We start from the raw sequence: 21,201 nt of genomic DNA on the forward strand, positions 1-21,201 counted from the left end.
TGTTTCCACCCTCCTGGGGTGCCACCCTCCGGTCGCCCCCCCGGCCAAACCCCCCGCGCCCCCTGTTCAAACCCCTCCGCCCCATACTCCCACACACCGCGGGGGACGGCGCGCACCCCCCCCCCCCGGCTTTTTTGTGCGCCATTTGGCCGTCGCTCGGGTGGTGGTTGCGGCGCGGTGATCGTTTCGGCGGTGGTTGCGCAGAGTGGCAGAGTCTATTGTGGACATACCTGCGGACTGGGCTGTTAGAGGGGTTGCCGCTGGCCACAATGGACTGATTGGTGACCACTGTGGACACAGCGACGGATAAGTGGGACCGTAGAGGGGTGTCCGAATTGAATGCAACCGCCGCCGCTCTGCTCGGTCTGCTCCACGACGGCCCCGCCACGGGCGGGCAGCTGGTCTCGGGCGCCGACGAGCGTTTCGGCGCCTTCTTCAGCGTCACCCGCAGCCAGGTCTACCGCGAGCTCCCGGCGCTCTCGAAAGAGGGTCTCGTCCGGCTCGGCAAGCAGGGACCCCGTTCGAGCCAGCAGTACGTGCTCACCGCGGCAGGCAAGAAGGCCTTCAAGACGTGGCTCACGTCCGAGGCCGGACCCGACCACCTGCGCAGCCCGCTCATCCTGCGGCTCGTGCACGCCGGCTCCTTGACGGCCAAACAGCGCAGCGCACTGCTCGACAGCGCTCGCACCACCTACCAGGCGCAGCTCGAAGAGGCCAAGAACGCCACCAAGACCGCCGACGGCCCCTACGCCAAGGCAGTCGCCGAGTTCGCACAGGCGCAGGCCAAGGCCGCCCTGAAGCTGCTCGACTCGATCCCCCAGGCCTGAGCTCCGCCACGGCCCCACGACCGGTTCGCGACCGGTCGTGGGTTTTGCCGTAACGTTGTCCGACGTGAGTGATGAGTTCGATGCGGCGCTGAAGGACCTGACCGGCAAACTGACGCAGATCGAGTCGGTGATGGACCTCGACGCGCTGCGGGCCCAGGTCGCCGAGCTCGAGGAACAGGCGTCCAGCCCCACCCTCTGGGACAACGTGGAAGAGGCCCAGCAGGTCACCAGCCAGCTGTCCCACCGGCAGGCCGAGCTGCGCCGCGTCTCCGAACTGCGCCAGCGCCTCGACGACCTCGGCGTCCTCTACGAGCTCGCCGCCGACGAGGGCGACAGCGGCAGCATGACCGAGGCCGAGAGCGACCTCGCCGACCTCGGCAAAGACATCGACGCGCTCGAAGTCCGCACCCTGCTGTCCGGCGAATACGACGACCGCAACGCCGTCGTCAACATCCGCTCCGAAGCGGGCGGCGTCGACGCGGCCGACTTCGCCGAAATGCTCCTGCGCATGTACCTGCGCTGGGCCGAGCGGCACGGCTACCCGACAGACGTCTTCGACATCTCCTACGCCGAAGAAGCGGGCATCAAGTCCGCCACCTTCAAGGTGACCGCCCCGTACGTCTACGGCACCCTCTCGGTCGAACAAGGCACCCACCGCCTCGTGCGGATCTCGCCGTTCGACAACCAGAGCCGCCGGCAGACGTCCTTCGCGCACGTCGAGGTCCTGCCCGAGGTCGAGGAAGTCGACCACGTCGACATCCCGGAAAAGGACATCCGCGTCGACGTGTACCGCTCGTCCGGCCCCGGCGGCCAGAGCGTCAACACCACCGACTCCGCGGTCCGCCTCACGCACATCCCGACCGGCATCGTCGTCTCGTGCCAGAACGAGAAATCGCAGCTGCAGAACAAGGCGGCCGCGATGAAGGTCCTCCAGGCGCGTCTCCTGCAGCGCAAAAAGGAGGAGGAACGGGCCGAAATGGACGCGCTCAAGGACGGCGGCTCCAGCTGGGGCAACCAGATGCGCTCCTACGTGCTGCACCCCTACCAGATGGTCAAGGACCTGCGCACAGAATTCGAGGTCGGCAACCCCACCGCGGTCCTCGACGGCGACATCGACGGCTTCCTGGAAGCCGGAATCCGCTGGCGCAAGCAGGCGAACGCGGTCTGATCCGCGACGCGGCGGCGACCCGCGCCGGGACGAGGCGCGGGTCACCCAAGGCACCGGCAACCCGGGCTTAACGGGGCCCATGGGTAGGATGCCGAACCGTGATCCGGCTCGAAGAGGTTTCCAAGGTCTACAAGACCTCGACCCGTCCCGCCCTCGAACGGGTGTCGGTCGAGATCGACAAGGGTGAGTTCGTCTTCCTCATCGGCCCGTCCGGTTCCGGGAAGTCGACGTTCCTGCGGCTGCTGCTGCGGGAAGAGGTGCCCTCCAAGGGACGGGTCATGGTGTCGAACTTCGACGTCGCCAAGCTCGCCCGGCGCAGGGTCCCCCGCCTGCGCCAGACCATCGGCTGCGTGTTCCAGGACTTCCGGCTGCTGGCCAACAAAACCGTCGCGGAAAACGTGGCGTTCGCCCTCGAGGTCATCGGGAAACCGCGGCCCACGATCCGCAAGGTCGTGCCCGAGGTGCTCGAACTCGTGGGCCTCGACGGCAAAGCCGACCGGCTGCCCAACGAGCTCTCCGGCGGCGAGCAGCAGCGCGTGGCGATCGCCCGCGCGTTCGTGAACCGCCCGCTCGTGCTTCTCGCCGACGAGCCCACCGGGAACCTCGACCCGGACACCAGCCAGGACATCATGCTGCTGCTGGAGCGGATCAACCGCACCGGCACCACCGTGCTGATGGCCACGCACGACCATTCCATCGTGGACTCGATGCGGCGGCGGGTCGTCGAGCTGCAGCTCGGTCGCGTGATCCGCGACGACGCCCGCGGCGTCTACGGCATCGGCCGCTGACGCACCCCGCCCTTTTCCGCCCCGACCCAAGGAATTACTAGAGCGATGCGAGCCAGTTTCGTCTTCAGCGAGGTCGTCACCGGGTTGCGCCGGAACGTCACGATGACCATCGCGATGATCCTCACCACCGCGGTCTCGCTCGCCATGCTCGGCGGCGGTCTGCTCGCCGTGCGCACGATCGACAAGATGAAGGCGAACTTCCTCGCCGAAGTCGAAGTTTCGGTCTCGCTGGTCGACGACGTGAGCGCGAACGACAAGAACTGCACCCAGGCACTCTGCAACGGGCTCCGCCAGTCGCTGCAGAACAACCCCGGTGTCGAGTCGGTCGTCTACGAGAACCGCGACCAGGCCTACGACCGGTTCAAGAAGATCTTCGCGAGCCAGCCCGAACTGCTCGAGCTGACCGGCCCCGAGGCGCTGCCCGCGTCGCTGCAGGTGAAGCTGAAGGACCCGGACCGGTCCGACGCGATCATCAAGCAGTACACCGGCCAGCCCGGCGTCAAGAAGGTCGACGACCAGAAGAAGTTCCTCGACCGCGTGTTCAACGTCTTCAACGGCGTCCGGAACATCGCGTTCGTGATGGCGCTCATCATGGCCGTCGCCGCGCTCCTGCTGATCGCGAACACCATTCAGGTTTCGGCGTTCACGAGGCGGACGGAAGTCGGCATCATGCGCCTGGTGGGCGCGACGCGGTGGTATACCCAGCTGCCGTTCCTCTTGGAGGCGGTGGTCGCCGGCACGGTCGGCGCCGTGCTCGGGGTGGTGTTCCTGCTTCTGACGAAGCTGTCCTTCCTCGACACGGTCTTCACCGGCGAAGTGTTCCCGCAGATCACCACGCTCGAGGTGCTGTTCCCGGTCGCGCCGATCCTGCTGGCGGTGTCGATCGTGATCTCGGCGATCACCGGGTACGTGACGCTGCGCCTGTACGTGCGCCACTAGCCGCTTTCTTCGCATCCGAACCGCCCGGCGAACGTTTTCGCCGGGCGGTTCGTGCGTCTCCAGCAGCACTGACTTCGCCGGGTGACCGGCCGTAAACCGGCGTGCTTGATCGCCTGGACGCCACGTAAACTGGCCGGTATGCCCAAGGAACGTGGACAGAAGGTCATCGCGTCGAACCGCAAGGCTCGGCACGACTACTCCATCCTGGACACCTACGAGGCCGGGATGGTGCTGGTGGGCACAGAGGTGAAAAGCCTGCGGGCCGGCAAAGCGTCGCTTGTGGACGCGTTCGCGACGGTGGACGACGGCGAGGTGTGGCTGCGCAACGTCCACATCCCCGAGTACACCCAGGGCACCTGGACCAACCACATGCCGCGGCGCACGCGCAAGCTGCTGCTGCACCGGCGCGAGATCGAGCGGCTCATCGGCAAGACCAAGGAAAGCGGTCTGTCGCTGGTGCCGCTGTCGATGTACTTCAAGGACGGCAAGGTCAAGGTCGAGATCGCGCTCGCGCGAGGCAAGAAGGCCTACGACAAGCGCCAGTCGCTCGCCAAACGCGACGCGCAGAAGGACATCAGCCGCGCGATGGGACGGGCGTTGAAGGGCCGGTTCACGGAGTGAGCGCGGGTCCGGCCGCCGACGCCGACGTCCCGGGCTGGATCGCCGGGCTCGGCCTCGACGGAATCGTCGACCTGCACGTCCACTTCCTGCCGAAGCCGGTGCTGGACAAGGTGTGGGCGTATTTCGACCGCGCCGAGCAGCACTACGGCACACCCTGGCCGATCCACTACCGCACGCCCGAGGCGGAGCGGATCGAAACGCTGCGCGCGTTGGGCGTGAAAGCCTTCGCGCCGCTGGTGTACCCGCACAAGCCGGGCATGGCGGAGTGGCTCACGTCGTGGGTTTTGGAGTTCGCCGAGCAGGTTCCGGAAGCGGTGCCGACTGGCACGTTCTACCCGGAGCCGGGCGCGGCGTCCTATGTAGACAATGCGTTGCGCGCGGGAGCCCGGTGCTTCAAGGCGCACGTTCAGGTCGGCGCGTACGACCCGCGGGACGAGCTGCTCGATGGCGTGTGGGGCTCGCTGTCCGAAGCGGGCGTGCCGGTGGTGATCCACTGTGGACACGGGCCGTTGCGCGGCGATTTCACCGGGCTCGAGGTGTTCGAGGAAGTCCTGCAGCGGCATCCTCGGCTCACCGCTGTCCTCGCGCACGCGGCGATGCCCCAGTTCACCACCGCGTTCGAGCTGATGGCGCGCTACCCGCGGGTGCACCTGGACACCACCATGGTCGGCGTGCCGTTCTCGGAGGCGATGTCGCCGCTGCCTTCGGACTGGACGGTCCGGCTGGCGGAGGTGGCTGACCGCGTGGTGCTCGGCACCGACTTCCCGAACATCCCGTACTCCTACGCCACACAGCTGAAGGCGATCGCCGGCTGGGCAGCCGACGATCGCCTTGGCGAGCCATTCCTGCGAGCGGTGCTGCACGACACCCCCGCGAAGCTGCTCAGCGTTTGACCGCCACGAGGGCCCGGCCGCGCGGCAGCGACAGCTGACGTCCGGCGAGGGCGAACCCGGCCGCGACCAGCGCCACCCATGGCAGCGGACCGTTCAGCACGCCGTCGCGCAGCGGTGCGAACCCGTGCGCGGCCAGGCCGAGGAGACCGCCGGAGGCGAGCAGGCCCGCCAGCACCAGCTGCGGCGTCCGAGCGGTCACGACCAGGCCGTCTGGCTGCATCTCGAAGCGCTCGAACAGGCGCAGCAGGCCCAGCAGCACCGCGCCGCACACCGCGAACCAGGCGGGTGCCATGAGGAACCACATCGACGAACCCGGGGTCGGCGTCGAGTAGCCGAGGCCGAAGACGGTCACGCCGGAAACCACGACCAGCGCCGGCATGTGCCACAGGTAGACCGACATGAACCGCGGGCTGAGCCAGCTGAGCGCGGCCGTGACGCGGGGGAGCGAGACGAGCTTCTCGCGGAACGCCAGCAGGAAGCCGATCTGGCCGAGCGCCAGGAACAGCAGCAGGACGGTCGGCGGGCTCATGTTGGACACCGGCGCGCCTGGCATGCCGATCATGCTCGCCGGGTACGGACCGAACGCGACCAGCAGCGCCGTCACCCCGAAACCGGCGGCGGACACGGCGAGCGCGGCACGGCGGCTGAGCGAGCCGAGGCGGCCTTCGACGTAGTGGAAACCGAGCTGGTGCACGGCGACCCAGACGATGACGGCGTTGGCATACCCGATCAGGCCGAGGTCGGAAAACCGTGCCACGTCAACGAGAACGCCCAGCCCGGCCAGTGCCGCCGGCACCGCGAGACCCCAGCGCCGGTGTGCGGCGACCATCAGCGGCGTGAGCAGCACGGTGAGCAGGTAGACCGACAGGAACCACAGCAGCTGCGCGGCGATCGCGCTGGCCACCTGTACTGGCTGTGGCGGAACTCCCAGGCCGTGCAACAGATCCGGCACGACGAGCCACACCGCCATGAGCGGCAGCACCGGAACGAGCAGCCGGCGCACGCGTCCGGCGAACCAGGCGCGGGTGGATTCCGCGCGGCGCAAGGAGATCAGGTTCGCCGCGCCGCCGGCGAAAAAGACCAGGGGCATGACTTGCGAGGCCCAGGTGATGATCCACCAGCCCGGCGTCGCGAGGGCGTTGCCGGTGGAGAGAGTGTTGCCGGAGAAGGAAAGCACCGGCATCGTCCAGTGCTGCGCGACCACCGCGAGGATCGCTCCGGCGCGCACCACGTCGAGAAACTTGTCCCGGGACGCCCGTGGGGCGCGGGTCGGCAGCTGGCTCGTCGTCATGCTGAAGAGCTTGTCGGTTTCCGGGCGCGGAAACAGCGGTGCAGACCACCGAAAAGGGGCTCTGGCCAGCAGGGGGTGCGAGGTGGGGTTTGCCCTACCTCGCTACGGGAGGGTGTCGGGCTCCGGTTCGGATTCGTGCGCCTGGACCCGGTACGCCCAGCCGTCCTCGGTGAGGCCGAGTTCGTACCGCGTCTCGATTTTCGGGCCGCCGTGCAGGTGGATGTGGCGCACGACGGTGCCCGGAACCGGTTCCTCGTCGGCGAGTTCCTGCACCCGGCCGTCGAGCGGGCCGCCGAAGAAGCGGACGCTGCGGTCGGACATCGGGTTCTCCTCGCTCGGTTCGGGCGGCATCAGTCCATGGTAGGCGAGGGACGCCCGCCCGGGCTGCCGTCAGTTCGAGTGAGGGGTTTCAGCGGTCAGGGTTTTAACGGCCAGGCTTTAACGGCCAAGGTAGGTCAGCACCGCGCGAACCCGGCGATGTTCTTCGGAACTGGCCTCGAGACCGAGCTTCGCGAAGATGTTGCCGATGTGCTTTTCGACCGCTCCGTGCGACACGACCAGCGAGTTCGCGATGGCGTTGTTGGACAGTCCCTGCGCCATCAGTCCGAGCACCTCGGATTCGCGCGCGGTGAGCGAATCGAGCGGGTTGCGGCGGCCGCGGGCCATCAGCTGGGCGATGACGTCGGGGTCGATGGCGGTGCCTCCGTCCGCGACGCGGCGGACCGCGTCCAGGAACTCGTCCACGTCGGCGACGCGCTCTTTCAGCAGGTAGCCGACGCCGCCGGCGCCGCCGGACAGCAGCTCGACCGCGTAGCTTTCCTCGACGTACTGCGACAGCACGAGCACCGGCAGGCCAGCGATCTCCTTGCGGGCGGCCAGCGCCGCGCGCAAGCCCTCGTCGGTGAACGTCGGCGGCATCCGGACGTCGACAATCGCCAGGTCAGGACGGTGTTCGGTGATCGCGCCGAGCAGATCGTCGCCGTTGTCGACCGCGGCGACCGTCTCGATGCCCTCGTCGGCGAGCAACCGGGTGACCCCGGCCCGAAGCAACACGGCGTCTTCGGCGATCACTACTCGCATCAAAGCCCCCAGGTCCGTGAGTGAAAAGCTCCCGGAGGCTATTCACTCACGGACGGGTCACCATTGACACGGCAGGTCCGCTCTGATGACCGTCGGCCCGCCGACCGGGCTCACGACGGTGATCACGCCGTCGATGGTCGCCGCTCGGTCGGCCAGCCCGGCGAGCCCGCCGCCAGGGCGAACCTCGGCGCCGCCGTGGCCGTTGTCGGTGATTTCGGTGATGACGTGCGTGTCCGAGCGCCACACCTTCACCGTCGCCTCGGTCGCTCCGGAGTGCTTGGCGATGTTGGTGAGGGTCTCGCCGACGATGAAGTACGCCGTGGTCTCGACCGCGGCGGGCGGCCGCGGCTCGACGTTGACGTGCACGTCCACCGGGATCGGCGACTTCGCTGCCTGCGCGGACAGAGCCGCGTCGAGACCGCGGTCGCCGAGCACGGCGGGGTAGATGCCGCGAGCGAGGTCGCGCAGCTCGGAAACGGCGAGCTTGGCGTCCGAATGCGCCTCGTCGATGAGATCGCGCACCGCGTTCGGGTCGTTGTCGAACTTCGACTTCGCCCGGCCGAGGCTCATCGCGACGGCCACGAGCCGCTGCTGGGCGCCGTCGTGCAGGTCGCGCTCGATCCGGCGGCGCTCGGCCTCCGCGGCGTCGACGCCACGAGCCCGCGACGCCTGCAGGTGCTCAGCCTTCCTTTCGAGCTTCTTCGTGCGGTTCGGGCCCAGCATCGACAGCGCCAGGTTGCCGTGCAGCCAGCCCAGCCACGGCGTCACCCAGATCGCCATCGGCAGCAGCACGATCGACGCGATCGCGATCGGCAGTTCGACGATCGCCAGCGGGAACGCGACCATCAGGTAAGCCAGGTCGCGCCAGGTCGTCGGGTCGGACAGCCGGGTCAGCCAGCGGCGGGTCAGCGACTGCCCGTCCAGCGGCAGCCGCTCGACCGGGCCGAGCGGGGTGCCGAGCATCCGGCGGGTCCAGCGCCGTTCGAGGTCGCCCGACCAGCGGATGAACCCGGTGACCGCCAGCAGGATCGGGAAGCCGATCCAGATGATGAGCGTGCCCGTGCCGAGGGTCCCGCCGACCACGATGAGGATGAACTGCAGCAGCCGCAGCACGAACGACGGGATCATGTATCCGATCGTGCGAGCCGGATTCGGGCGCGGGTGCTCCGGAGGCGGTTCTTGCGAAGTCATCCGGCCACCGTGATCCCGTCGATCTCGTTCCACGAGCGCTCCATGCGACGCCGCTGGGCGACGGTGGGCCGCAGCAGCCCGGTCGCGAACGCCGCGTGCAGCGCCGCCAGCCCCTTCGTCAGGGCCACGGCGATCGCGGCGAACAACACCCCCAGCGCCGCCCACGGCAGCGCGGTCACCGTCGAGTCGACGACGAACCAAGGCACATCGTAGCTCGGGAAGGCGTAGACCCCGTCCGGAAGGAAGCGGTAGTAGACCGGCAGCGCGACCAGGCCCAAGCTGACCGCCCACACCGTCACGACCAGCACGAACTCCGCCAGGCCGAGCGGGAAGAGCAGGAAAAGGTAGGACAGGTCGCGCCAGGTCGCCGGGTCCTTCAGCCGGGTCAGCCAGCGCTGCTTCAGCCCCGACGGCGGCAACGGCAGATAGGGGTCGTCGACGTAGACGTCCAGCAGCGCGAACACCCGCCCCCGCTCGACCCGCCCGGCGGTCCGCGCGAACAGGACGAGCAGCGCGAGCAGCGGAACGCCCAGCCACACGACGAGCGTCCCGAGCCCGGCCGACGCCAGCGTCACGATCAGCGTGAACGAGAGGATGCCGATGGGCAGGTTGAGCAGCAGATAAGCCAGCGCCCCGCCCAACGGCGGAGTGCGGCGCCCAAAACTGCGACCGGCGGGCACGGTGACCATGGCGGGGCTCCCTCACTGCGGAATCTGACCTGCTCAGCATGGCCGGGCCGGCCCCGGGCAACCAGGGGGCGAGCGGGCATCTTGGAGGTGGGGACAGCCCTACCCCGCCCGCGGGCCCATGCCGGAATTATCGGGTTGCCGGGGGAGTTATGATGGGTAGGTTACGAGCACCTACAAGGGGGTGAACGGTTTCGACTCTGGACGTTGAATCAAGGGAAGCGTGCCGGTGCAGGCGAGAGACCACCGCAAGCGTCATCGCAACCTAATAAGCGCCAAGGCCAATAGCCAGCGCGACTTCGCTCTCGCTGCCTGATCGCAGTAGAGCAAGTCTGTCGGCCCGGGGTCGCCTCCGACCCGGTTTCCGGCATCAGCTAGGAGGCTCACCTCCAGTCCCGGCCACGGGGCCTGGCAGGGAAGCAAACAGTGGCTGGGCTCGTCACTTCAGCTTGTTCGCGTGACTGAAGGGGCCAAGCAGAGACAGAGCGGACTGCGCACGGAGAAGCCTTGAGGAGGCGCTAGAGGACCCGGGTTCAATTCCCGGCACCTCCACTCGATTCGCGGGAGAGCCCTGCCACGCTTACGCGTTGGCCAGGGCTCTTCTTCGTATCTGGCTTTGGGGGTCGGACCCCCAAACCCCCGCCAGGGGGCTGCGCCCCCTGGACCCCCGTCGTTGTGGTCGCCTTAGGTGGGTGGCTACTTCCAGTCGAAGGTTGCTAGGTAGGTGTGGTTCAGGGGGTTGATCCTTAGGGCGATCAGGGTTCCGGTGGGTGACGGTCGGGGTATCTCTAGCCACTCTGTGCAGCCATACTCGGTGAAGATCCGTGGCATCGCGTGCAGGTAGCGACAGTCAAAGCAGACGGAGTAAGGGGTTATTCGTTCTTGGATGTCCTTGCCGTGCAGGAACACCTCTTGCACGTGGGTGCCGCGTCTTTCTGCGTACGCCAGCCCGGCGCGTGCGGCTCCAGCCAAGGGGCTTGCGTTCGGCCAGCGGCGGGCTAGGTAGCGTTCGGCTTCCGGGCTGGCTGCGACGTCTTCGAGCAGGACCTGTTCCATGCGGATAGCTTTGTTGTTGGCCAGTTCTACGAGTCCGAAACGGATGTCAATCGGAATCCGTCTTTCGATTCCGGCGAAGCAGGGCATTATGCCGTTTTCGGGATCGTTGAGCCTTGCGGCGACTGTCGCCGGGTTTGCCCTACGTTCTCGGTATGCGGCCTGCTTGCAGGAGGGGGAGCAGTACTCGCGGGGTCTGCCGGTTTGTTTTCCTAGAACGGGGATCTTCGACTGGCGACAGTGCCGACATTCTAAGAGGGTGTCCACGCCGTGGCGTGAGCCGATTTTGCGCACTGCCGGCGAGCTGTTCCAGTCCAGTTCGTCTTCGGCAAGGCCTCTTTCTAGGAGCAGCTCGCGTAGCTGTCGCCGTCCTGAGCGAAGAATACTATGCGTGCGGCCCAGGTAATCGTAGTCATCGAGTACTCGAACGGCGCGCGCCTTGAAGAGCCGGACCAGAGTCGCGACGGGAACCTCAAAGGCATCGTGCAAGACAACAAAGTCTGCGACATAGCCCGTCATCTGAGCGAGCGCGACGCCGACTACGTCGTCGTCGCTCGAGTGGATAGCCGCTTTGGCTGTCGGGTCGGACTGGTTCATGCGAGTCCTCTTGCGATGACCCGGAGGCGGCTGATTTCGTTCGTCATTCCTGGCAGTGCGCCAAGTACTGCTGCGAGGTCACAGGGGTTCGCCCGGTTGATCGCGGTGGTGGCGATGGTTCGGATGGTGCGCATCGCGATGATGGCACTGGTGCACCACATGCACATCGCCAGGGTGGCGAAGGCTGCGGTGGTGTCGGTGATCGAGTGCATCGGGTCTCCTTACGAAAACGGGCCTTCGCGGTGAACACGAAGGCCCTGAAAAACAAAAAAGCCCGACCGGTGCCTGCCGGTGGGCTTGCGGACATAGAAGTGTCCCTGAAAAGGGAACTTAGCATAGTATTTTTCCCCTGGCAAGGAGTGCTGTGAGGAGGGTTTTCCCTGTTCAGGGGCTGTTTGAAGATTGAGACCTGTTAACTTTTTGTTTCGTAACGCCGGTCTGCGGTTCTCGAGTCCTGACCTCAGTCCGGCCGATTGCCGCCGATATGTGTCGTGAGCGTGTCTGCGGTGGCCGCGACGGCTTCGGCTAGGGCGGGAAAGGTTTCGTCGCACGGAACGTCGTCTGGGCAAAGATGGCGCAACGTCACGCTGATCGCCGCCATCGGGCGCGAGCCGTGGTCAAACACCGGCGCGGCGACAGACGCGAAACCGGCCGTCACGTGGCCATCCTCCACTGACCAGCCCAGGCGGCGTTCGGTCGCCAACGTGCGGCGTAGTGCGGCCAGCGAATTGGGGCCGCGCGGTGTGCGCAGGACGAACGACGCGGCAGCCGGGAACAGGGCGCGGACGTGTGCGGCTGGCAGGTGTTGCAGCATCGCGCGGCCGGAGGCGGTCAGGTGGGCGGGGAGGCGTACGCCGACGTCGGTGACCAGCGTTTCTGGGCGGGCTGGGCGTTCCTTGATCAGGTACAGGGACTCGTTGCCGTGCAGGACGCCCAGGTGGGCGGTGTGACCGATGCGGTCTACCAGTTTGCGCAGCAACGGCCCGGCCAAGCGTTCCAGCGGGTCGTGGCGCAGGTAGGCCGAGCCGAGTTCGAAGGCGGCGATGCCCAGGCCGTAGCGGCGTTCGGCGGGCAGGTGGGTGACGAAGCCGGCTGCGGTCAGTTCGTTCAGCAGGTGGTAGGTCGTGGACCGCGGCAGTTCCAGGTCTCTGGCGATGGCAGCGGCTGACACTGGGCCCGCGTGGCCGGCCAGCAGGCGCAGGACGGAGAGGCCGTTGCGCAGGGCAGGGACGTCGGAACTGCTCACCGGGGACTCCTCTGCCTCCTCGGGAAATGGTGCGAGGGGACCCCTCGCACCGCCCAGACGGAGTATGAGGGGTCCGTTCGCTCCGGTAGCCGAGGCTCTCGCCACGTGCTGTCTTGAATCCCAGACACTACCGCCAACTCCGCACTGTCGCCGCAGCCCGCCGGGAGGTGCAATGGCGGCATGCCGGAACCAGTCCTCCTGAGCTCGAAGCCGATGACCGCGGCGCAGGTCGTCGACGTTGTCCGCGGGCACGCGCACGTCGGGCTCGCCGAGGCGGTCGAGAAGAACCTCGCCGCCACTCGCCAGCACATCGAAGACCTCGCCGACGCCACGTCGCCGACCTACGGGGTCTCGACCGGGTTCGGCGCGCTCGCCACGCGCCACATTCCCGTCGAGAGCCGCACCGCGCTGCAGCGCAGCCTGATCCGCTCGCACGCCGCGGGCGCCGGGCCCGCGGTGGAGACCGAGGTGGTGCGCGCGCTGATGCTGCTGCGTCTGCGCACGCTGGCCAGCGGCTACACCGGCGTGCGCCCGCAGACGGCGCAAACGCTTGCGGCGCTGCTCAACGCGGACATCACGCCGGTCGTGCACGAGTACGGTTCGCTCGGCTGCTCCGGCGACCTCGCACCGCTGGCGGCGGTCGCGCTGGCGTTGATGGGCGAGGGCGAGGTGTTCCACGCGGGCGAGCGGAAGCCCGCCGCGGACGCTTTGCGAGCGGCTGGGATCACGCCGGTCGTGCTGGCCGAGAAGGAAGGCCTCGCGCTCACCAACGGCACCGACGGCATGCTCGGCATGCTGCTGCTCGCCGCCGCCGATCTGCACCGGCTGCTGGACGTCGCGGACCTCACCGCGGCGATGAGCGTCGAGGCGCTGCTGGGCACGGACCGTGCGTTCGCCGCCGATCTGCAGGCGTTGCGGCCGCACCCGGGGCAGGCGACCAGCGCGGCGCGGATGTTCGCCGCACTGCAGGGGTCGAAGATCGTGGAAAGCCACCGCGGTCCGGACTGCAACCGCGTGCAGGACGCGTACTCGCTGCGGTGTGCGCCGCAGGTGCACGGTGCCGCGCGGGACACGCTCGCGCACGCGGAACTGGTCGCGGAGCGGGAACTCTGGTCCGCTGTGGACAATCCGGTGGTGCTGGCCGACGGCCGGGTGGAGTCGAACGGCAACTTCCACGGCGCGCCGGTCGCGTATGTCCTCGACTTTCTCGCGGTGCCGGTGGCGGACGTGGCGAGCATCGCCGAACGCCGCACCGACCGGATGCTCGACCAGGCCCGCTCGCACGGGCTGCCGCCGTTCCTCGCGAACGACCCCGGCGTCGACTCCGGGCACATGATCGCGCAGTACACGCAGGCCGCCGTCGTTAGCGAGCTCAAGCGGCTCGCGGTGCCCGCCTCGGTCGACTCGATCCCGAGCAGCGCGATGCAGGAGGACCACGTGTCCATGGGCTGGTCCGCCGCGCGCAAGCTGCGCAAGGCGGTCGACGGCCTGACCACCGTGCTCGCCGTCGAACTGCTCACCGCGGCCCGCGCGCTCGATTTCCGTGCGCCGCTGCAGCCTTCGCCGGTCACCGGACGCGTCCGGGACCTGCTGCGCACCAAAGTCGAGGGTCCCGGCCCCGACCGTCACCTGGCGCCCGAGATCGCGGCCGCCGAAGAACTCGTGCGGTCGGGCGCTGTCCTGGCCGCGGCCGAACTGGAGGCCTGAGCAATGACAAGCACCGCCCGTACCGTCCGCGCCGCCCGCGGCACCTCGCTGACCGCGAAGAACTGGCAGACCGAGGCCGCGCTGCGGATGTTCCACAACAACCTCGACCCCGAGGTCGCCGAGCGGCCGGACGACCTGGTCGTCTACGGCGGCACCGGCCGCGCCGCGCGCAACTGGGCGAGCTTCGACGCGATCACCCGCGAGCTGACCGCGCTGGAGCAGGACGAGACGCTGCTGGTCCAGTCCGGCAAGCCGGTCGGCGTGTTCCGCACGCACGAGTGGGCGCCGCGGGTGCTGATCGCGAACTCGAACCTGGTGGGCGACTGGGCGACCTGGCCCGAGTTCCGCAGGCTCGAGCAGCAGGGCCTCACCATGTACGGGCAGATGACCGCCGGTTCGTGGATTTACATTGGCACGCAAGGCATTCTGCAGGGCACCTACGAGACGTTCGCCGCCGTGGCGAAGAAGCGTTTCGGCGGAACCCTGCGCGGCACGCTCACCGTCACCGCCGGGCTCGGCGGCATGGGCGGCGCGCAGCCGCTGGCGGTCACGATGAACGACGGCGTGGCGTTGTGCATCGAGGTCGACGCCCAGCGCGCGCACCGCCGCGTCGAGCACCGGTACCTCGACGAGGTGGCCGACGACCTGGACGACGCGATCCGGCGGGTCACCGCGGCGAAGAAGGAGCGGCGTCCGCTGTCGGTCGGCGTGGTCGGCAACGCCGCCGAGCTGCTGCCGGAGCTGCTGCGCCGCGACGTCGAGGTGGACATCGTCACCGACCAGACCTCGGCGCACGACCCGCTGTCCTACCTGCCCAAGGGCATCAGCGTGGACGACTGGCAGGACTACGCGGCGAAGAAACCGGACGAGTTCACCGACCGGGCGCGCGAGTCGATGGCTGACCACGTCGACGCGATGCTCGGGTTCCTCGACCGCGGCGCCGAGGTGTTCGACTACGGCAACTCCCTGCGCGGCGAAGCGAAACTAGGCGGCTGCGAGCGCGCGTTCGACTTCCCCGGATTCGTGCCCGCTTACATCCGGCCGCTGTTCTGCGAGGGCAACGGGCCGTTCCGCTGGGCCGCGCTGTCCGGCGACCCGGAGGACATCGCCGCGACCGACCGGGCGATGCTCGAACTGTTCCCGGAGAACGAATCGCTGGCGCGCTGGATCAAGATGGCTGGCGAGCGGGTCGCGTTCCAGGGCCTGCCCGCCCGGATCTGCTGGCTCGGCTACGGCGAACGGCACCTGGCCGGCCTGCGTTTCAACGAGATGGTGGCCAGCGGCGAGCTGAAGGCCCCGGTCGTGATCGGCCGCGACCACCTCGACTCGGGCAGCGTCGCCTCGCCGTACCGCGAGACCGAGGGCATGGCCGACGGCTCCGACGCGATCGCCGACTGGCCGCTGCTCAACGCGCTGGTCAACACCTCGTCCGGGGCGAGCTGGGTGTCCATCCACCACGGCGGCGGGGTCGGCATGGGCCGATCCATCCACGCCGGGCAGGTGTCCGTCGCGGACGGCACGCCGCTGGCGGCGCAGAAGCTGGAGCGGGTGCTCACGAACGACCCGGGCATGGGCGTCATCCGGCACGTCGACGCCGGGTACGACCGCGCGGCCGACGTCGCCGACGAGCGCGGCGTGCGGGTGCCGATGCGGGAGCAGGCGTGACCGCATCCGGGCTGCTCGGCGAGATCGCCGACGTCGGGCGCGACGCCCGGCGTGGCGGCTACTCGCGGCACGCGTTCGATTCGCCGGAGCACGACCTGCGCACGTGGTTCGTCGAACGGGCGCAGCAGCTGGGCCTCGACGTCGAGACTGACCGCAACGGCAATCTGTGGGCGTGGTGGGGCGCTCCCGGCGCGAACGCGGTCGTCACCGGCAGCCACTTGGACTCCGTGCCGGGCGGCGGCGCGTTCGACGGGCCGCTCGGCGTCGTGAGTGCGCTGGCGGCCGTGGAAGCGTTGCAGGCCAATGGGTTCCGTCCGAACAAGCCGTTCGCGGTGGTGGTCTTCGCCGAGGAGGAGGGCGGGCGCTTCGGCGTGCCGTGTCTCGGTTCGCGGCTGCTCACCGGGACGATCGACGCGGACCGGGCGCGGGCGTTGCGGGATCCGTCCGGCGTCACGTTCGCCGAGGCGGCGGCGAAGGCCGGGCTGGACGTCGACCGCGTCGGCGCGGATCCGGACCGGCTCGGGCTGATCGGGCAGTTCCTGGAACTGCACGTCGAACAGGGCAGGGGGCTGATCGACCTCGGATCGCCGGTGGCGGTCGGCAACACGGTGATCGCGCACGGCCGGTGGCGGTTCTCCTTTGCCGGACAGGGAAACCACGCGGGCGCGACGTTGCTCGCGGACCGCGTCGATCCGATGCTGCCCGCTGCGGAGACCGTGGTGGCGGTGCGGCGGCTGGCGCGGAAGCTGTCGGACGCGCGGGCGACGGTGGGGCGGCTCGTGCCCACGCCGGGCGGGACCAACGTGATCGCGTCCACTGTGGACCTGTGGCTGGACGCGCGGGTGCCGGGCACGTCGACGCCGGAGCTGGTCGAGGAGATCACCCGCGCGGCGCAGGACGCGGCGGAAGCGGAAGGGTGCCAGCTCGCGGTCACGCGCGAGTCGTACTCCGACGACGTGGTGTTCGACGAGTCGCTGCGTCGGTCGCTGGGGGAGTGGCTGGGCGCTCCGCCCGAGCTGCCCACCGGTGCCGGGCACGACGCGGCGATCCTGGCGGGATTCGTGCCGTCCGGAATGCTGTACGTCCGCAACCCGACCGGGATCAGCCACGCGCCGGAGGAATTCGCTGAGGCGGACGACGTCGAGGCCGGTGCGAGGGCGCTCGCAGAGGTGCTGGAGCGGCTCTCGAGATGACCGTCTACTGGTGCGAACGGGCCTGGCTGCCCGAGGGTGTCGCCGACGCGGTCCGGATCGAGATCGCCGACGGCCGGATTGTTTCGGTGACCGCCGATACGGACAAGACCGGAACTGTCCTCAATGGACTGACTCTGCCCGGGTTCGCCAACGGGCACTCGCACGCGTTCCACCGCGCGCTGCGAGGCCGGACGCACCACGAGCGGGGCACGTTCTGGACCTGGCGGGAGCGGATGTACTCGCTTGCCGCCCGGCTCGATCCGGATTCGTACTACCGGCTCGCTCGCGGCGTCTACGCGGAGATGGTGCTGGCGGGGTACACGAGCGTCGCCGAGTTCCACTACCTGCACCACGGGCCGGGCGGCAAACCGTACGCGTCGCCCAACGCCATGGGCGACGCGTTGCGGCAGGCCGCGCGCGACGCCGGGATCCGGATGACCTTGCTCGACACCTGCTACCTCGCCGGCGGCATCGGTGTGCCGCCGGACGAGGTGCAGCAGCGGTTCTCGGACGGTTCCGCCGAAAACTGGGCGGAACGCGTTGCCCTGCTGAAAGAAGACGACCTGTTCCGGGTCGGCGGGGCGATCCACTCCGTGCGCGCGGTGCCGGAGTACGAGCTGCCGAAGGTGGACAGCGCGGTGCCGAAGGACCGGCCGTTGCACATCCACCTGTCCGAGCAGCGCGCGGAGAACGAGCAGTGCGAGGCCGCGTATCGCTGGACGCCGACTGGGTTGCTCTGGGATTACGGCGTGCTCGGCGAGCGGCTCACCGCAGTCCACGCGACGCACCTGACCGAGCAGGACATCAAGTGGCTGGGCGAATCCAAGAGCGGCGCGTGTTTCTGCCCGACCACCGAACGCGACCTCGGCGACGGCATCGGGCCGGCCCGGAGTCTGCTCGACGCGGGTGCGCGGCTCGGCATCGGGAGTGACAGCAACGCGGTGGTCGACGCGTTCGAGGAGACCCGGGCGCTGGAGCTGGACGATCGGCTCGCCAGCGAGGAACGCGGCCGGTTCACCGCGGAGGAACTGCTTGCCGCCGGGACCGAGCACATCTCCGCGGGCTGGCCGGAGACCGGCACTCTCGCGGCTGGTGCGGGGGCGGACCTGGTCACCGTCGCGACGGATACGGTGCGCACGGCTGGGATCGAACCGTCCGGCGTGCTGTTCGCCGCCGCGGCCGCGGACGTCCGTACCGTGGTGGTGGCCGGACGGGAAGTGGTGCGCGACGGTGCGCACGTGCTGATCGAACGACCGGAAACCTTACTGGCCAAGGAGATCGAGGCGCTGTGGCAGTTCTGATCACCGGAATCGGCGAGCTCACCACGAACGACCCGGAGCTGGGCAAGCTCCGCGACGCGGCTCTGGTGCTCGACGGCGACACCGTCGCGTGGGCCGGTCCGGCCGCGCAGGCTCCGGACGCCGATGAGCGCGTGGACGTCGAGGGCCGCGCTGTGCTGCCCGGGTGGGTGGACAGTCACACCCACCTCGTGTTCGCCGGCGACCGCACCGCCGAATTCGAGGCGCGGATGGCCGGACAGGCATACGCGGCAGGCGGAATCGCGGTCACCGTCGATGCGACGCGGGCGGCTTCGGACGAGCAGCTCGCGGCGAACCTTCGTCGGCATGTCGAGGAAGCGGCTGCGCAGGGCACTACCTGCCTGGAGACGAAGACCGGGTACGGCCTCAATGTCGCTGACGAGACTCGGTCGGCGCGGATCGCCGGCGAGGTCGCGGACGAGGTGACCTTCCTCGGGGCGCACCTCGTGCCGCCGGGCGCCGACGCGGAGTCCTATGTGGACTTGGTGTGCGGCGAGATGCTGGACGCGGTCGCGCCGCACGTGCGGTGGGCTGACGTGTTCTGCGAGACCGGAGCGTTTGACGAGGCGCAGTCGGCGCGCGTGCTCAAGGCGGCGGCGGAACGCGGGCTTGGGCTGCGGGTGCACGGCAATCAGCTCGGCGAGGGTCCGGGCGTGCGGCTGGCGGTGGAGCTGGACGCGGCGAGTGTCGACCACTGCACCTACCTGAGCGATGCCGACGTCGAAGCTCTCGCGTCGTCCAACACAGTCGCGACGGTGTTGCCCGCGTGCGATCTGTCCACGCGGCAGGCGCTCGCCCCGGCGCGGCGGTTGCTCGACGCTGGCGCGACGGTCGCGTTGGCCAGCAACGCGAATCCGGGCAGTTCGTACACCACGTCGATGGCGTTCTGCGTGACGACGGCCGTGTTGCAGATGCGGATGACTGTCGACGAGGCTGTGTGGTCGGCGACCGCCGGTGGCGCGCGGGCGCTGCGTCGCGAGGATGTCGGGTATCTGCGGCCGGGGGCGCGGGCGGATGTGCATGTACTCGACGCTCCGTCCACCACGCATCTCGCTTATCGGCCCGGGGTCCCGTTGACCCACTCGGTGTGGCGGAAAGGGGCAAAGCTGCGTTAATCCGGGTGGCGACGGAGTCCGCGACTGCGCTAACGTGAAAGGGAACAGGACGCGCGAAAGACCATTGTCCGGTATGGGTTAGGCTGGACGATCCATTCGCTCTGTTTCCGAGTGCCCGGCGTGGGCCAGCCCAGTGCGTCCCTCTCGAACCAGAATTTGGTACGGAAGGGACTTCGCTGATGGCGAATAACGCTGCCACCGACAGTGCTGGCAATGGCAATGGCAATGCCGCCGCAGACAGTGCCGCGTCAAGCAAGGCCGCAGCAGGCAATGCCGCAGCAGGCAATGCCGCAGCAGGCAATGCCGCAGCAGGCAATGCCGCAGCAGGCAATGCCGCAGCAGGCAATGCCGCAGCAGGCAATGCCGGAGCAAGCAATGCCGCGTCGAGCAACGCCGCCGCAAGCAGCGCCGCGTCAAGTAGCGCCGCCGCGAGCAATGCCGGAGCAAGCAACGCAGCCGCGGGCAGTGCCGCGGCAGGCAGTGCGGCAGCAAGCAGTGCTGCGGCAGGCAGTGCTGCGGCAAGCAATGCCGACAACACGGTGCTCGTGATCGGAGCCGGGCTCGGCGGGCTGTGTCTCGCCCAAGGGCTGCGCAAAGCCGGGATCCCGTGCGAGGTCTACGAACGAGATTCCGCGCTGGACGCACGCCGTCAGGGCTATCGGCTGCACATCGATTCCCGAGGCGACCAGGCGTTGCGGCAAGTCCTCCCGCCGCACCTGCACGAGCTGTTCCGGGCCACCTCGGGGCAGCCGCGCAACGTCACCACGATCTACGACAGTCAGCTGGAGCCGCGCACCGAGTTCGTGTTGGACGACGGCGACGTCCAGCGGAACGTCAACCGGTTCACCCTCCGGGAGATTCTGTTCGAGGGTCTCGACAACGTCCACTTCGGCAAAGAGTTCGTGCGGTACGAAACGCACGAGAACGGCGTGATCGCGCACTTCGCCGACGGGACACAGGCGCGCGGCGCGGTTCTCGTCGGCGCGGACGGGGTGAATTCGCCGGTGCGCCGCCAATATCTTCCGCACGCGCAGGTCGTCGACACTGGATTGCGCCAGCTGTACGGGAAGATCCCGCTCACCGAGGCGAACCGGGCGCTCTTCGACCCCGCCATGTTCTCGGTGTTCAACATTATTTCCGGGCCGGGCAAGGCGATGATCGGAGTCGCGCCGGTCGACTATCCGGAGCCGATCGCCGACGCCTGCGCGCGGCTCGCGCCCGGTGTGCGGCTCAGCCCCGACAAGTCGTACATGACCTGCGCTTTCGGTGCTCGCCAAGAGATCTTCGGGCAGACCGACGACGAACTCCGCGCGCTGTCCGGGGACGAGATGCACAAGCTCGTGCTCGACCGGGTTTCCGATTGGCATCCGCGAGTGCGCCGGATCGTCGAAAGCTGGCTTCCGGAAACGATTTTCCTCGTCTCGATCCGGACCAGTGTGCCGATCGAGCCGTGGGCGCCGTCGCGGGTCAGTCTGGTCGGGGACGCGATCCACGCGATGAGCCCGGCCGCTGGGGCCGGGGCGAACACCGCGATGCGCGACGGCGCCGCGCTCGCCGCCGCGTTGAGCAGCGGCAGTCCGGACGGGATCGGGGAATACGAGGCGGAAATGCGCCGGTACGGGTTCGCCGCGGTGCGCGAGTCCGCGGCGAACGGGGCGCGGCATCTGGGCCAGAACCCCTTGCCGGAAATATCCTTAAAGCCCGTTTCCTAAAGAGCTGCGAGAAGAGCGCGGGGGCAGATTTCCTGCCCTCGCGCTCAGCCCTGCGCGCAGTCTCGGCCCACCCTGGCAACGATGAAATAGGACCAGCAGGTGAACGGCGG

Annotated in this window: 20 protein-coding genes and 1 other RNA gene; 13 read left to right on the forward strand and 8 right to left on the reverse strand. The window is 68.7% G+C overall.

Annotation, left to right across the window (positions count from 1 at the left end; genetic code table 11):
• Window positions 1–326: 326 nt before the first annotated feature.
• The 6 genes from ACFXI3_RS38520 to ACFXI3_RS38545 all read left to right on the forward strand — a co-directional run bounded on the left by ACFXI3_RS38520 (window position 327) and on the right by ACFXI3_RS38545 (window position 5,236).
• A complete protein-coding gene (locus ACFXI3_RS38520) occupies window positions 327–827 on the forward strand; it encodes a helix-turn-helix transcriptional regulator (protein WP_344268867.1) in 501 nt (166 codons plus the stop codon).
• Window positions 828–891: 64 nt separating this feature from the next.
• Complete coding sequence (gene prfB, locus ACFXI3_RS38525; protein ID WP_344268870.1) at window positions 892–1,995, forward strand: peptide chain release factor 2; 1,104 nt, start codon at window positions 892–894, stop codon at window positions 1,993–1,995.
• Window positions 1,996–2,093: 98 nt separating this feature from the next.
• A complete protein-coding gene (ftsE, locus tag ACFXI3_RS38530) occupies window positions 2,094–2,783 on the forward strand; it encodes a cell division ATP-binding protein FtsE (RefSeq protein WP_009073292.1) in 690 nt (229 codons plus the stop codon).
• 45 nt (window positions 2,784–2,828) lie between these two features.
• A complete protein-coding gene (ftsX, locus tag ACFXI3_RS38535) occupies window positions 2,829–3,722 on the forward strand; it encodes a permease-like cell division protein FtsX (protein ID WP_037359041.1) in 894 nt (297 codons plus the stop codon).
• Between the two features lie 138 nt (window positions 3,723–3,860).
• Complete coding sequence (gene smpB / locus ACFXI3_RS38540) at window positions 3,861–4,343, forward strand: SsrA-binding protein SmpB (RefSeq protein ID WP_116206697.1); 483 nt, start codon at window positions 3,861–3,863, stop codon at window positions 4,341–4,343.
• The gene (locus tag ACFXI3_RS38545; RefSeq protein WP_378406359.1) at window positions 4,340–5,236 is read left to right on the forward strand and encodes an amidohydrolase family protein; all 897 of its coding nucleotides are present in this window, start codon (window positions 4,340–4,342) and stop codon (window positions 5,234–5,236) included. The genes smpB and ACFXI3_RS38545 overlap by 4 nt, the downstream gene beginning before the upstream one ends.
• Here the strand turns inward: ACFXI3_RS38545 and ACFXI3_RS38550 are convergent.
• From ACFXI3_RS38550 to ACFXI3_RS38570, 5 genes are all read right to left on the reverse strand, one after another.
• A complete protein-coding gene (locus ACFXI3_RS38550) occupies window positions 5,226–6,527 on the reverse strand; it encodes an acyltransferase (protein WP_378406361.1) in 1,302 nt (433 codons plus the stop codon). The two genes, ACFXI3_RS38545 and ACFXI3_RS38550, sit on opposite strands and share 11 nt — an antisense overlap.
• Before the next feature lie 102 nt (window positions 6,528–6,629).
• A complete protein-coding gene (locus ACFXI3_RS38555; RefSeq protein ID WP_344269261.1) occupies window positions 6,630–6,848 on the reverse strand; it encodes a hypothetical protein in 219 nt (72 codons plus the stop codon).
• Between the two features lie 117 nt (window positions 6,849–6,965).
• The gene (locus tag ACFXI3_RS38560) at window positions 6,966–7,607 is read right to left on the reverse strand and encodes a response regulator transcription factor (protein WP_344268895.1); all 642 of its coding nucleotides are present in this window, start codon (window positions 7,605–7,607) and stop codon (window positions 6,966–6,968) included.
• A gap of 57 nt (window positions 7,608–7,664) precedes the next feature.
• Window positions 7,665–8,798: a sensor domain-containing protein gene (locus tag ACFXI3_RS38565; RefSeq protein WP_344268898.1), complete on the reverse strand. Its 1,134-nt coding sequence runs from the start codon at window positions 8,796–8,798 to the stop codon at window positions 7,665–7,667.
• Window positions 8,795–9,487, reverse strand: a complete 693-nt coding sequence (locus ACFXI3_RS38570; RefSeq protein ID WP_344268901.1) for a sensor domain-containing protein — start codon at window positions 9,485–9,487, stop codon at window positions 8,795–8,797. The genes ACFXI3_RS38565 and ACFXI3_RS38570 overlap by 4 nt, the downstream gene beginning before the upstream one ends.
• Before the next feature lie 177 nt (window positions 9,488–9,664).
• Here ACFXI3_RS38570 and ssrA point away from each other — a divergent pair.
• Window positions 9,665–10,039: a transfer-messenger RNA gene (gene ssrA / locus ACFXI3_RS38575) on the forward strand.
• Between the two features lie 141 nt (window positions 10,040–10,180).
• On the opposite strand, the gene ACFXI3_RS38580 is transcribed toward ssrA, so the two are convergent.
• From ACFXI3_RS38580 to ACFXI3_RS38590, 3 genes are all read right to left on the reverse strand, one after another.
• A complete protein-coding gene (locus ACFXI3_RS38580) occupies window positions 10,181–11,134 on the reverse strand; it encodes a hypothetical protein (RefSeq protein WP_378406363.1) in 954 nt (317 codons plus the stop codon).
• Window positions 11,131–11,346: a hypothetical protein gene (locus ACFXI3_RS38585; protein WP_378406365.1), complete on the reverse strand. Its 216-nt coding sequence runs from the start codon at window positions 11,344–11,346 to the stop codon at window positions 11,131–11,133. Before ACFXI3_RS38585 ends, ACFXI3_RS38580 begins: the two co-directional genes overlap by 4 nt.
• A 248-nt stretch (window positions 11,347–11,594) precedes the next feature.
• The gene (locus tag ACFXI3_RS38590) at window positions 11,595–12,380 is read right to left on the reverse strand and encodes an IclR family transcriptional regulator (RefSeq protein ID WP_378406367.1); all 786 of its coding nucleotides are present in this window, start codon (window positions 12,378–12,380) and stop codon (window positions 11,595–11,597) included.
• A gap of 180 nt (window positions 12,381–12,560) precedes the next feature.
• On the opposite strand from ACFXI3_RS38590, the gene hutH reads away from it, so the two are divergent.
• The 6 genes from hutH (at window position 12,561) to ACFXI3_RS38620 (ending at window position 21,091) form a co-directional block, all read left to right on the forward strand.
• Window positions 12,561–14,087 carry a histidine ammonia-lyase gene (gene hutH, locus ACFXI3_RS38595; RefSeq protein ID WP_378406369.1) on the forward strand — a complete coding sequence of 509 codons (1,527 nt, stop codon included), beginning with the start codon at window positions 12,561–12,563 and terminating at the stop codon, window positions 14,085–14,087.
• A 3-nt stretch (window positions 14,088–14,090) separates the two neighbouring features.
• The gene (hutU, locus tag ACFXI3_RS38600; protein WP_344268913.1) at window positions 14,091–15,752 is read left to right on the forward strand and encodes a urocanate hydratase; all 1,662 of its coding nucleotides are present in this window, start codon (window positions 14,091–14,093) and stop codon (window positions 15,750–15,752) included.
• On the forward strand, window positions 15,749–16,945 hold the full coding sequence (locus tag ACFXI3_RS38605; RefSeq protein WP_378406371.1) for an allantoate amidohydrolase: 1,197 nt from the start codon (window positions 15,749–15,751) through the stop codon (window positions 16,943–16,945). Before hutU ends, ACFXI3_RS38605 begins: the two co-directional genes overlap by 4 nt.
• Window positions 16,942–18,246 (forward strand): formimidoylglutamate deiminase, encoded by a 1,305-nt coding sequence (locus ACFXI3_RS38610; RefSeq protein ID WP_378406373.1) that lies wholly within the window; start codon window positions 16,942–16,944, stop codon window positions 18,244–18,246. The genes ACFXI3_RS38605 and ACFXI3_RS38610 overlap by 4 nt, the downstream gene beginning before the upstream one ends.
• Window positions 18,234–19,379 (forward strand): imidazolonepropionase, encoded by a 1,146-nt coding sequence (gene hutI / locus ACFXI3_RS38615; protein WP_378406375.1) that lies wholly within the window; start codon window positions 18,234–18,236, stop codon window positions 19,377–19,379. Before ACFXI3_RS38610 ends, hutI begins: the two co-directional genes overlap by 13 nt.
• A 179-nt stretch (window positions 19,380–19,558) precedes the next feature.
• Window positions 19,559–21,091 carry an FAD-dependent oxidoreductase gene (locus ACFXI3_RS38620; RefSeq protein ID WP_378406377.1) on the forward strand — a complete coding sequence of 511 codons (1,533 nt, stop codon included), beginning with the start codon at window positions 19,559–19,561 and terminating at the stop codon, window positions 21,089–21,091.
• The last annotated feature ends 110 nt before the right edge of the window (window positions 21,092–21,201 follow it).

This window comes from Amycolatopsis sp. NPDC059235, from assembly GCF_042754125.1.
GTDB lineage: Bacteria > Actinomycetota > Actinomycetes > Mycobacteriales > Pseudonocardiaceae > Amycolatopsis > Amycolatopsis albidoflava.

What these genes read in the sequence shown, in the direction of transcription:
- hutH (WP_378406369.1), top strand. Translation starts at nt 12,561, where the DNA reads ATGCCGGAACCAGTCCTCCTGAGCTCGAAGCCGATGACCGCGGCGCAG.
- ftsX (WP_037359041.1), top strand. Translation starts at nt 2,829, where the DNA reads ATGCGAGCCAGTTTCGTCTTCAGCGAGGTCGTCACCGGGTTGCGCCGG.
- hutU (WP_344268913.1), top strand. Translation starts at nt 14,091, where the DNA reads ATGACAAGCACCGCCCGTACCGTCCGCGCCGCCCGCGGCACCTCGCTG.
- ACFXI3_RS38570 (WP_344268901.1), bottom strand. Translation starts at nt 9,487, where the DNA reads ATGGTCACCGTGCCCGCCGGTCGCAGTTTTGGGCGCCGCACTCCGCCG.
- ACFXI3_RS38550 (WP_378406361.1), bottom strand. Translation starts at nt 6,527, where the DNA reads ATGACGACGAGCCAGCTGCCGACCCGCGCCCCACGGGCGTCCCGGGAC.
- ACFXI3_RS38610 (WP_378406373.1), top strand. Translation starts at nt 16,942, where the DNA reads ATGACCGTCTACTGGTGCGAACGGGCCTGGCTGCCCGAGGGTGTCGCC.
- smpB (WP_116206697.1), top strand. Translation starts at nt 3,861, where the DNA reads ATGCCCAAGGAACGTGGACAGAAGGTCATCGCGTCGAACCGCAAGGCT.
- ACFXI3_RS38555 (WP_344269261.1), bottom strand. Translation starts at nt 6,848, where the DNA reads ATGTCCGACCGCAGCGTCCGCTTCTTCGGCGGCCCGCTCGACGGCCGG.
- ACFXI3_RS38585 (WP_378406365.1), bottom strand. Translation starts at nt 11,346, where the DNA reads ATGCACTCGATCACCGACACCACCGCAGCCTTCGCCACCCTGGCGATG.
- ACFXI3_RS38620 (WP_378406377.1), top strand. Translation starts at nt 19,559, where the DNA reads ATGGCGAATAACGCTGCCACCGACAGTGCTGGCAATGGCAATGGCAAT.
- ACFXI3_RS38565 (WP_344268898.1), bottom strand. Translation starts at nt 8,798, where the DNA reads ATGACTTCGCAAGAACCGCCTCCGGAGCACCCGCGCCCGAATCCGGCT.
- ACFXI3_RS38580 (WP_378406363.1), bottom strand. Translation starts at nt 11,134, where the DNA reads ATGAACCAGTCCGACCCGACAGCCAAAGCGGCTATCCACTCGAGCGAC.
- ACFXI3_RS38560 (WP_344268895.1), bottom strand. Translation starts at nt 7,607, where the DNA reads ATGCGAGTAGTGATCGCCGAAGACGCCGTGTTGCTTCGGGCCGGGGTC.